This is a genomic window from Flavobacterium sp. MR2016-29 (assembly GCF_015350695.1).
GTDB lineage: Bacteria > Bacteroidota > Bacteroidia > Flavobacteriales > Flavobacteriaceae > Flavobacterium.
In genome coordinates this window covers 39,651-51,707 of sequence record NZ_JADKPU010000001.1, presented here as the reverse complement: position 1 = coordinate 51,707, position 12,057 = coordinate 39,651, and the positions used below count along the sequence as shown (strand labels likewise).

The 12,057-nt window shown below is 32.2% G+C and carries 10 protein-coding genes; all 10 read left to right on the top strand.

Features of this window, described 5'->3' with window-relative positions; genetic code table 11:
- Positions 1-158: 158 nt before the first annotated feature.
- The 10 genes from IR010_RS00230 to IR010_RS00185 all read left to right on the top strand — a co-directional run bounded on the left by IR010_RS00230 (position 159) and on the right by IR010_RS00185 (position 12,051).
- Positions 159-920 carry a Rossmann-like and DUF2520 domain-containing protein gene (locus tag IR010_RS00230; RefSeq protein ID WP_194600570.1) on the top strand — a complete coding sequence of 254 codons (762 nt, stop codon included), beginning with the start codon at positions 159-161 and terminating at the stop codon, positions 918-920.
- Positions 904-1,431: a KdsC family phosphatase gene (locus tag IR010_RS00225; protein WP_194565985.1), complete on the top strand. Its 528-nt coding sequence runs from the start codon at positions 904-906 to the stop codon at positions 1,429-1,431. The genes IR010_RS00230 and IR010_RS00225 overlap by 17 nt, the downstream gene beginning before the upstream one ends.
- A gap of 89 nt (positions 1,432-1,520) precedes the next feature.
- Positions 1,521-2,447: a geranylgeranylglycerol-phosphate geranylgeranyltransferase gene (locus tag IR010_RS00220; RefSeq protein ID WP_082447130.1), complete on the top strand. Its 927-nt coding sequence runs from the start codon at positions 1,521-1,523 to the stop codon at positions 2,445-2,447.
- Entirely contained in the window at positions 2,440-3,024 is a 585-nt protein-coding gene (locus IR010_RS00215) for a Maf-like protein (protein ID WP_194565981.1), read from the top strand. Before IR010_RS00220 ends, IR010_RS00215 begins: the two co-directional genes overlap by 8 nt.
- 10 nt (positions 3,025-3,034) lie before the next feature.
- On the top strand, positions 3,035-3,586 hold the full coding sequence (locus IR010_RS00210; protein WP_194600567.1) for a mechanosensitive ion channel domain-containing protein: 552 nt from the start codon (positions 3,035-3,037) through the stop codon (positions 3,584-3,586).
- A gap of 96 nt (positions 3,587-3,682) precedes the next feature.
- Positions 3,683-4,783 (top strand): AI-2E family transporter, encoded by a 1,101-nt coding sequence (locus IR010_RS00205; protein ID WP_194600564.1) that lies wholly within the window; start codon positions 3,683-3,685, stop codon positions 4,781-4,783.
- A 76-nt stretch (positions 4,784-4,859) separates the two neighbouring features.
- The gene (locus IR010_RS00200) at positions 4,860-6,692 is read left to right on the top strand and encodes a hypothetical protein (RefSeq protein ID WP_194600561.1); all 1,833 of its coding nucleotides are present in this window, start codon (positions 4,860-4,862) and stop codon (positions 6,690-6,692) included.
- A gap of 191 nt (positions 6,693-6,883) precedes the next feature.
- The gene (locus IR010_RS00195) at positions 6,884-7,402 is read left to right on the top strand and encodes a hypothetical protein (RefSeq protein WP_029270452.1); all 519 of its coding nucleotides are present in this window, start codon (positions 6,884-6,886) and stop codon (positions 7,400-7,402) included.
- Positions 7,403-7,671: 269 nt separating this feature from the next.
- Positions 7,672-10,203, top strand: a complete 2,532-nt coding sequence (locus tag IR010_RS00190) for a PIG-L family deacetylase (RefSeq protein WP_194600558.1) — start codon at positions 7,672-7,674, stop codon at positions 10,201-10,203.
- A 123-nt stretch (positions 10,204-10,326) separates the two neighbouring features.
- The gene (locus IR010_RS00185) at positions 10,327-12,051 is read left to right on the top strand and encodes a sodium:solute symporter (RefSeq protein WP_194600555.1); all 1,725 of its coding nucleotides are present in this window, start codon (positions 10,327-10,329) and stop codon (positions 12,049-12,051) included.
- Positions 12,052-12,057: the final 6 nt, after the last annotated feature.

The following is a 12,057-nucleotide window of genomic DNA, read 5'->3' as shown; positions in this document are numbered from 1 at the left end:
AAATCAATGCTTAAGTCCGCTTTTTGTAATTACTTTGGTAATTATAACTGCGGGCTTTTAAATTTTGTCCAAAATATTGAATTTAGAAGTTATTTTAAACGTAAGACAAACGAATTTAAAGCCATTCGATTTAAAAAAAATAATGCTAATTTTGCGATATGATTCGAATAACGCTAATTGGTTCCGGAAATGTTGGGCAGCATTTAATAAAAGCTTTCTCTAAAAGTGAGACTGTCGAAATTGTACAAGTATTTTCTAGAAAAAAGGAAACTTTAGCTTCTTTAATTGATTATGAAAAAATTGTTGATGATTTTGCAGAATTAAAAGAAGCTGATTTATATATTATAGCAGTTTCTGATAATGCAATTTTAGAAGTTTCTAAACAATTGTCTTTTCAAAACCAGCTTGTGGCTCATACTTCTGGCGCTGCTTCTTTAGAAACTTTAGACTTAAAAAACAGAAGAGGCGTTTTTTATCCGCTTCAAACTTTCTCTAAAAGCAAAGAGGTTGATTTTTCTACTGTTCCGCTTTGTCTGGAAGCTGAGAATACTTTTGATTTTCGTGTTTTAGAAACTGTTGCAAAAGGTATTTCAAATGCTGTTTTCCCAATAAATTCAGATCAGCGGAAAGCTTTGCATGTTTCAGCTGTTTTTGTGAATAATTTCACGAATCATTTATATCAAATTGGTCAGGAAATTTGTGATGAACATCAGGTTCCTTTTGATATTCTAAAACCTTTAATTCAGGAAACCGCTGAAAAAATCAATACGCTTGATCCGATTGATGCTCAAACAGGCCCGGCAAAACGCAATGACTCAATAACAATTGAATCGCATTTGGATTATCTAACCAATCAAAATCAAAAGAATATCTATAAAATACTAACACAATCTATACAAAATAATGGCAAAAAGTTATAAAGAAATAATGAACGACATTACAACATTTGTTTTTGATGTTGATGGCGTACTTACAGACAGTTCCGTTTTTGTAACCAATGAAGGAGAAATTCTTCGTACAATGAATATCCGGGACGGTTATGCAATGAAAGCAGCTGTTGAGAGCGGTTATAATGTCTGTATTATTTCTGGAGGAAGCAACGAAGGTGTTCGTGTTCGTCTTCGCAATTTAGGAATCGCCGACATTCATTTAGGAACGCCAGATAAAGTAAAAACTTTTAAAGAATATACTGATACTTACAATATAAACCCAGAACAAGTGTTGTATATGGGCGATGATATTCCGGATTATCATGTAATGAAATTAGTTGGGTTGCCAACATGCCCACAAGATGCAAGTCCAGAAATTAAAAATATTTGCCGCTATATCTCGCACGTGAAGGGCGGAAAAGGTGCTGCACGCGATGTAATAGAACAAGTAATGAAAGTACAGGGAAAATGGATGGAATATTTTAATGGAAAACACGATTAGATAATTGTGAATTGTGAATTATGAATTGTGAATTATAGAGCAAGACATTGAACCTTTGTTGCTATGAACCTTTAAAACTTAAGAAAAAAATGAAATACCTCAAACTCATTCGATATAAAAACTTATTGATGCTTGCTTTTATGCAGATTTTGTTTCGTTATGCTTTTTTAAAACAGCAAAATATTCCGCTCGCTTTAGCAGACTGGCAATATGGGCTATTAGTTTTAAGCACTGTTTTATTGGCCGCAGCAGGTTATGTTATCAATAATATTCTTGATGTTGCTACAGACACAATTAATAAACCAAATGATGTGCTTGTTGGAAAAGGAATATCTGAAACCAGCGCTTATAATATCTATATCGGATTGAATATTACGGGTGTTGCTATTGGTTTTGTGTTGTCAAATATTATCATGAAGCCGAGTTTTGCTACCATTTTTATTTTAATTGCATCACTGCTTTACTTTTATTCTACTAGTTTAAAGCAAATTATGATTTTAGGTAATTTTATAGTTGCCTTATTATTGGCGCTGAGCGTTATAATCATTGGAATTTTTGATTTATTTCCGGCAACAATTCCTGACAATCAAGCACAAATGGCGAGTGTATTTTCTATTTTGCTCGATTATGCATTATATGCTTTTATGATAAACTTTATTAGAGAAATAATTAAAGATATAGAAGATGTAAATGGTGATTACAATCAAGGAATGAATACTTTGCCTATTGCAATTGGAATTAACAGAGCCTCTAAAATTGCTTTAGGATTTGCTGTTATTGCATTTATTTTATGTTTGCTTTACATCAATACATACTTTTTTTCAAACAAACTGTACATTGTAACGCTTTATGCTTTTGCCTTTATTTTAGCACCTTTATTGTACTTTATAGTTAAAATATTTACTGCAAAATCGCCAAAAGATTTTCATCATTTGAGTACTATTTTAAAACTGATTTTGCTTTTCGGAATTCTGTCAATACTGGTAATTCACCTAAATCATCTATATAATGCTTAGAGAAAAACTTAAAAAATACACTTTAATTTTAGCTTCTGGATCTCCTAGAAGACAACAATTTTTTAAAGATTTAGATCTTGATTTTGAAATTAGACTAAAAGATATAGAAGAGATTTATCCTCCTGAATTAAAAGCGGTTGAGATTACAGATTACTTGGCTGAACTAAAGGCAAGTGCTTTCGAAGGCGAATTAAAAAAAAATGAGATATTAGTAACAAGCGACACCATTGTCTGGCATCAAAATAAAGCATTAGGAAAACCAAAAAGTGCGGAAGATGCTTTTGAAATGATCAAATCCATGTCGAATACAACGCATGAAGTAATTACGTCGGTTTGCTTTAAAACTAACACTTCTTCTACGCTATTAAATGATATTACAAAAGTTACTTTTAACGAATTGTCAGACGAGGCTATTTTGTATTATATTGATAATTACAAACCTTATGATAAAGCCGGTGCTTACGGAATTCAGGAATGGTTTGGTTTTATGGCAGTTGCAAAAGTCGAAGGCTCTTATACCAATGTTATGGGACTTCCTACAGCTAAAGTTTATGAATATTTGAGTACTTTAGTGTAAAAATTAATTTATGTTTTCTTTTAAAGAATATAGCCAGGAAATATTAGCCACCGTAATTCTTCTTCTTACTCTAGTAGCTTTAAGAGTTATTATTGCAAAATTGATTCGACGTTACGCCAGCACTAGTCAGCTATTAGAACATCGCACAAATTTGGTTATCAAATACATTCATTTGTTGATGAATATTCTAGTAACTATCAGTCTGATTGTGATTTGGGGAGTTGATACGAAAGACATTTTTATAACGGTATCGTCGATCGCTACTGTTATTGGTGTCGCAATGTTTGCACAATGGTCTATTTTAAGCAACATTACTTCTGGAATGATTTTGTTTTTTTCATTTCCCTTTAGAATTGGAGATACTATAAAAATTCACGACAAAGATTTTCCTATAGAAGCCGAAATTGAAGATATAAGTGCCTTTCACGTAAATTTGAGAACAAAAGAAGGCGAAAGAATCATTTTTCCAAATAATTTGCTATTGCAAAAAGGAATATCCATCATGCCAGCGCATTACGAAGAAAAAGAGTTTTTGATTAAAAATTTGGTGGGAATTTTATAACGTTATTTTAGAAACGTAGAACGTTATTTATGTATTAAAAAAGGAATTTTGTTTAGATATTTTACTAAACTATAAAACCTAAATTTTTTAATACAAATGATTCGAACAATACAATTTCCATTTTATGCTAAACTTTCTTTGATTTTAGTAAGTTTAATTTGTTTTGCTTTTATTTTTTGTATTGGAAAAGATATAATTACTCCTGTCTTAATGGCATTTTTATTTGCTGTTTTACTGCTTCCTCTTTTTACATTTTTGAACACAAGGCTGAAGTTCCCTAGACATCTTGCTGCAGCCATTTGTGTTTTGTTATTTGCTTCTTTTATTGCTGGTATACTCTTTTTTATTTCCTACGAAGTCAGTGATATGGCGAATGATTTTGAAACTATTAAGAAAAATACAAATGTTTTTATAACAGAGATACATAAATTTGTCAAAGAGAATTTTCATGTAAGTATTGGAGAACAGAAGAAATATTTAGATAACGTTACCAAAGATTCTGTAAAAAATGGCGGAGGTACTATTGGCTCAGCTATAATATCAATAACGGATCTTCTTTTAGACTGCACTATTATTCCAATTTATACCTTTTTATTTTTATTATATAAAGATCACTTTGTACTGTTTTTAGCAAAATTAATTTCTAAAGAAAACCACGCCTCCTTAAAAGATATTTTAGCACAAATCAAAGTTTCTATTAATAATTACATTATCAGTTTAATATTTGAGATGATTGTTGTTTCAGTATTAACAAGTTTAGGACTTTGGATAATTGGAGTAAAATATTTTATTTTATTAGGATTAATAACTGGAATTCTGAATCTAATACCTTATATCGGAATTTTAATTGCAGGAATCATTACAGTCTTAGCATCATTAACTGGAACTCCAGATACATCAATAATTCTAGGCATTTTAATTGTCAATGTCATTGTTCAATTAATTGATAATAATATACTTGTGCCATTAATAATCAATTCAAAAGTCGAAATTAATGCCTTTGTATCTATCATGGGAATTATCGTTGGCGGCGCGGCGGCTGGAATTTCGGGTATGTTTTTGGCTATTCCGCTTTTAGCGATTTTGAAAATTATTTTTGAAAGAATTGAATCATTAGAACCTTGGGGCTACTTAATGGGAAACCATATGCCTAAAAAATTTACTTGGAGAGTTCGTCGAGCTAAGATTGAGAATTAAACAATATTATTCTTAAAGTAAGAAAAATAGTACATATATTCATGCAAAACCTAATTTTATATAGAAAAAATACTGAATGTCGCTAAACAATAAAATAATCGTTTTTGTCTTTTTATGTTTTTGTCTGCAAAGCACATATGCTCAAGTAGATAAAACAAAAAAAAATAATACAGTTAAAAGAGACAGCGCAGAAGTATACACTAAAATTAGAAATTATTCTAAAAAGAATAAATTTACCCAAACACTGCATAAACTTTTGTTTAGAGCAAATAAACCCAGAAAAAAGGAAGATTTAATTATCCCAAGTGATACTGCAAATTATAATGGCAAAATCATTCGAAAAATTAATATTATAACATTAGATCCATTTGGTCATTCTCTTATGGATACCACACAAACTCCAAAAAATTGGGGAGAACGTACGGGTAACAGACTTCATTTAAAAACAAAAAGAATTGCCATCACTAATTTATTGCTTTTCAAAAAAAACTCATCTTATGACAGCTATAAAGTACAGGAATCTGAACGTTTGATTCGATCGCAGAAATATGTTACTGCAGTTCGAATTACAAATGAAGTAGTTGGTGCTGCATCAGATTCTGTTGATGTAACCATACGAGTTTTAGATTCTTGGAGTACGATTCCGAGATTTTCTATATCAAGCAATCAAGTTTCAGTCGGGTTTAAAGAAAAAGATTTTTTTGGCTCAGGACAACAGCTTGAATATCGCTTTACGAATCGTTTTGATGATGGTCAAAATGGAAATGATGTTACCTACACAGTTCCAAATATCAAAAACACCTATATAGGAGCTGCTTTGCATTACAAAATGGACCTTGATGATAATTATGTAAAAAGTATCAATATTGAACGGTTATTCTATTCTCCTTTAACCAAATGGGCTGGCGGTGTTTACATTGCTCAAAATTTTAGGAAAGATACATTGCAGGCTCCAGATATGACGTATGCTTATCAGCCATTTAAATATAACTCGCAAGATTTATGGGCAGGAAAGGCCAGCAAGGTTTTTGCTGATGAAAAAAATGGGGTTACAAATTTGATTGTAACAGGTCGTTTTTTAAATGTAAATTTTACCGAAACTCCAACTGAGGTATACGATCCGACTCATTTTTATTCAGATGAAAAACTTATTTTATCTGGGATTGGAATCAATACTCGAAAATTTATAAAAGACAGCTACATCTTTAGAAACGGACAGACTGAAGATGTACCCATAGGAAGAATTTATGGCGTTACTTTAGGTTATCAATATAAAAATACAATATGGAGGCCGTATGTAGGCGGGCAATTTTCATTTGGAAATTATTACCGATGGGGATTTATGAGTATGAATTTTGAAGCTGGTACTTTCTTTCATGAATCGAAAACCTATCAAACGGCATTTTCGATGGAAACAAATTACTTTACAAAACTATACAGTATAGGAAAATGGAAATTAAGACAATTTGTTAATCCAAAATTGGTTCTTGGTATAAACCGAGAAAACATTATTGGAGACGAGCTTAATATTAATGAAGAAAATGGATTAGCAGGTTTTAACAGCGCTATTTACGGAACGAACAAATTACTATTATCGCTTCAGACACAAACTTATACGCCTCATGCGCTTTGGGGCTTTCGTATGAATCCGTTTTTTAATTATTCAATTGCAGTTTTAGGAAGTCCGAATAATGCCATGTCTCGAAACAAAGCATATTCTAAAGTAACTCTTGGTCTTTTAATCAGTAATGATTACTTAGTATTCAGTTCTTTTCAATTATCACTGTCATATTATCCAACAATACCTTTTGATGGTGATAATGTATTTAAAACCAATACTTTTGAAACTACAGATTACGGTTTACAAAATTTTGAACTGGCTAAACCCAGAGTTGTAGATTATAAATAAGATAAAATATTTTGCATTTTTTTTCTTGTTTTTAAATTGTCGGAACAATTTAAAAATCAAAAACTTATAAAAATACTAGCTTTAATTAGCTCGTTAAAATGCTCAATTTATTCGACCAAATACATTCTGTTTTTATTTTTGGCACAGTATATGAATATCCCTAAACAAGATTAACATTAAAACTTAAAAAAATGAAAACAATAAAAATAGCAATCGCAGGATTATTTCTATTGGTTGCAAATGCCACACAAGCCCAAGTATCAATTAACGTTAATATAGGAACACCTCCAGCTTGGGGTCCTTCAGGATATTCAGAAATGGAATATTATTATTTGCCAGACATTGAGGCTTATTATGATGTTCGAGCTTCTCAATTTATTTATTATGGAGGCGGAAGATGGGTTAGAACAACCTATTTGCCAAGACAATACAGAAACTATGATTTATATGGAGGATACAAAGTTGTTTTAAACGACTACCACGGAAGAACACCATATACTTATTTTGATCGTCATAGAGTAAAATACTATAAAGGATATCACGGTGAACCACAAAGACCTTATAAACCAAGACCCGTTTATGGTTACAACGATCGTCATGATGATCACAGAGATTTCAAACACAATGATAGACATCATGACAAACATGATAGACACGATAGAGACGACAGACACGATGATCACCATGGAAATGGTCACGGAAGAAGATAAAAACTGTTAAATAACAATTTTAAAAAAGAGCATCAAATATTTTGATGCTCTTTTTTTTAATAAAAAACTAGTAGTACCAATTCTAATGTTGATTAATCAATATAAACAAACAATAGCTTAAGAGCTTAGATATAATTAGAGGCCTTTATTTTTGTAATACATTTTCTTAAAAAAGAGAATCAATAACCAAACATTAACATTTCATTTAAATACTCATCAACAATATAATTAGTATTTTTGAAGCACTTTCAAAAACACCTAATCACGCTATGCGAAAAATTCAGTTACAAATTCTTTTATTTTTTTTAACAGGGATTTCTATTTGTTTTGCACAACAACCACAAAAACCAAGTTCTGTAGAAATTTACAATCAAATTAAAAAACTAAACTTTTTAGGTTCCGTTTTATATGTTGCTGCTCATCCAGATGACGAAAACACACGTTTGATTTCTTATATGGCAAACGAAATGAATGCCAGAACTGGGTATTTATCCTTAACACGAGGCGATGGAGGACAGAATTTAATTGGCCCGCAATTGCGCGAACTATTAGGTGTTATAAGAACTCAGGAATTAATTGAAGCTCGTAAAATTGATGGCGGTGAACAGTTTTTTTCGCGCGCAAACGATTTTGGTTTTTCTAAAACTCCAGACGAAACTTTACAAATATGGGATAAAGATAAAGTTCTTGCTGATGTAGTTTGGACCATCAGAAAATTTCAGCCAGACGTTATTATTAACCGATTTGATCATCGATCGCCAGGAACTACGCACGGACATCATACTTCTTCAGCCATACTGAGCGTTGAAAGTTTTAAATTAACAAATGATCCTAAAATATATCCCGAACAATTAAAATATGTTAAACCTTGGCAGGTAAAAAGACAATTTTTTAATCCGTCTTGGTGGTTTTATGGAAGCCAGGAAAAATTTGATGCTGCTAATAAATCGAAATTCACCAAATTAGAAACTGGCGTTTATTATACTGGAATTGGAAAATCGAATCAGGAAATTGCTGCTTTAAGCCGAAGCCGCCACCAATCACAAGGATTTGGAAGTACTGGAGCACGTGGAGAAGAAACTGAATTTCTAGAACTTATTAATGGAGAAAATCCCAAAGAACGTGATAATTTGTTTGATGGAATTGACACGACTTGGAACCGAGTTAAAAACGGAAAACCAGTTGGTGATTTGATTTCTAAAATTATGACGAAATATGATTTCAGCAATCCGTCAGCCAGCATTCCTGATTTGGTAAAGGCATACGAAATGATTGAAGCTTTAGACGACGATCATTGGAAAACCCTAAAAGCAACAGCAATAAAAAATATTATAGCCTCTTGCTCCGGATTATATCTAGAAGCTGTTGCCAGCGAACAAGAAGCAACACCAGGAAGTACTATTAAATTAAGTCTAGAAGCGATAAACAGATGTGCTGTTGAAATGCAATTGGCAAGTGTAACCTCATTGCCTGACAATAAAACGACGATCCAAAATAGTATTTTAAAAAACAATAACGATCAAAAAATAAACATTCAAATACAGCTTCCAAATAATTTGGAATATACACAGCCTTATTGGTTAAAGGAAAAAGCAAGCGTTGGAATGTACACGGTTTCTAATCAAGAAAACATTGGGATTCCAGATATTATCAGAGAAGTTAAGGTTGTTTTTAATGTAAAAATCAGCGGTGTTGAAATTCCGTTTGAGCGCACAGTTGTTTACAAATACAATGATGGCGTAAAAGGCGAAATGTATAATTTTCTCGATATAGTTCCAGAAGTTACAACTTCGATTTTAGAAAAAGTATTGATTTTTAAAGACACTAAAAGCAAAATGATTCCAGTAAAAGTTCGTGCTGGAAAAGATGCAATAAAAGGAAATTTACAACTTGATTTACCAAAAAGCTGGGTAGTTTCTCCCAAACAAATTGCATTTTCTTTAGATAAAAAAGGAAACGAGCAAACCTTTTATTTTGAAGTTATTCCTCCAGTAAATCCAGAAGAAGCTGTTGCCAAAAGTATTGTTACCGTGGATAATAAACGTTTTGATAAAGACCAGACTATTATTGATTATCCGCACATTACCAAACAAATGGTTTTAAAACCGGCCGAATCAAAATGCATTCGAATTGACCTAAAAACTTCTGGAGATGCTATTGGCTACATTATGGGTGCTGGCGACGAAGTTCCAGAAAGTTTAACTCAAATGGGATATAAAGTCACTCTTTTAAAACCAGAAGAAATCACGCCTGAAAAACTTGATTCATTTAGTACCGTTATTACTGGAATTCGGGCATATAATACTGTAAATGCTTTAGCAAACAAACAAAAAATACTTTTTGATTTTGTAAAAAGCGGTAAAAATATGATTGTGCAATACAATACATATGGCAAAATGGTCACTGACCAGATTGCGCCTTATTCGCTAAAAGTTTCAAATGATCGTGTGACTGAAGAAAATGCTAAAATTACTTTTCTAGCACCTAATCATCCTGTTTTAAATACACCAAACAAAATCAGTACAAAAGATTTTGAAGGCTGGACACAAGAGCAAGGTTTGTATTATCCTAATGAATATGACCCTGCCTTCACTCCTATTATATCTTCTCATGATAAAGGTGAATCTGCTAAAGATGGGGCATTATTAGTAGCGCCGTATGGAAAAGGATATTATATTTACACCGGTTTAAGCTTTTTTAGAGAGTTGCCAGAAGGTGTAGCCGGTGCGTATCGATTACTTTCAAATATAATTTCGCTGAAACAGCCAATAGAAGCTCCTAAACAAGAATTTAAGCAATAAACATTCATAAAAATGGAAGCTAAAAAAACAAAAAAATGGAAAAAAAGCTACACTTATGTTTTGGTGGCGAATGCTATTTACATTCTAATTTTTTTCTTAATAATGCAATTATACTCATAACCTATGCAATTATTTGATTGGATCGTACTGATTGTCACGCTTTTATTTATTGTTGGATATGGCTCTTGGAAAACCAAAGGCAGTAAAAACGTTGAAGATTTTATTTTAGGAAACAACGAAACACCTTGGTACACAGTTGGACTTTCGGTAATGGCGACGCAAGCGAGTGCTATTACTTTTTTATCAACTCCTGGACAGGCTTATCATGACGGAATGGGTTTTGTGCAGTTTTATTTTGGACTGCCAATTGCAATGATTGTAATTTGCTTGACCTTTATTCCGTTATATCATAAAAATAAAGTCTTTACGGCTTATGAATTTCTAGAAAAGCGTTTCGACTTAAAAACGCGATCGCTTGCTGCAATACTTTTTTTAGTACAGAGAGGTTTAGGAACCGGACTTACTATTTATGCTCCAGCAATTATTTTATCGGCACTTTTAGGATGGAATTTAACTTTAATGAACATTATAATTGGTGTTCTTGTCATTATCTATACTTTTTCTGGAGGAACAAAGGCGGTTAACGTAACCCAAAAACAACAGATGTTTGTGATCATGTCGGGAATGTTTATTACATTTTTCTTGATTTTGCATTATTTGCCAAACGATATGACTTTTACAAGCGCGATGCATATTGCGGGCGCGAATGATAAAATGAATATTGTTGATTTTTCTTTTGATCCTGAAGAAAAATATACTTTTTGGAGCGGTATAACGGGTGGTTTTTTCTTGGCACTCGCCTATTTCGGAACAGATCAATCTCAAGTTGGACGTTATTTATCTGGAAAATCAGTTCGTGAAAGCCAAATGGGATTAATCATGAACGGACTTTTAAAAGTGCCAATGCAGTTTTTTATTCTGTTGACCGGAGTTATGGTTTTTGTGTTTTTTCAATTCAATCCAGTTCCGTTAAATTTTAATCCAAATAATAAAATTGTTATTGAAAAATCAGCTTATAAAGAAGAATATCACGCTCTAGAAAAAAAATTAAGCACACTTTCAGAAGACAAAAAAGTCATCAATTTATTGTATATCGATCAGCTAAATCAGGATTACGATAATCCAATTTTGCGAAAAGAACTAGTAGCACTGTCCAATAAAGAAAAAGATTTGCGCGACCGTGCAAAAGAAATTATTTCGAGAGCAGACAGCAATAGTGAAACCAATGATAAAGATTATGTGTTTTTTCACTTTATTCTGCATTATTTGCCAAAAGGACTCATCGGATTATTGTTGGCTGTAATTCTATCTGCAGCAATGTCTTCAACAGCTTCAGGATTAAACGCTTTGGCTTCGACAACAGCAATTGACATTTACAAACGAAATCTTAAAGCTGAGAAATCAGAGAAGCATTATTTAAATGCAACCAAATTTTTTACACTTTTCTGGGGAATTGTAGCTATTCTTTTTGCCTGTGTAGGAACTTTATTTGAAAATTTAATTCAGTTGGTAAACATAATTGGTTCTATTTTCTATGGAACTGTTTTAGGGATCTTCTTAGTCGGATTTTACCTTCGTCGCGTTCAGGCACAGCCAATGTTTTATAGCGCAATAATTAGTCAGATTACCATCTTTATCATCTATTATTTCATGATTTACAAGCAAGAAAAACTAGGTTATTTATGGCTGAATTTCATTGGAGCAATTTTGACTATTGTACTGTCGTTGTTGATGCAGCTTATCTTTTTTAAAGGTAAACCAAGTGAAGATGAAGTTGTTTTGGAGTAAATAATA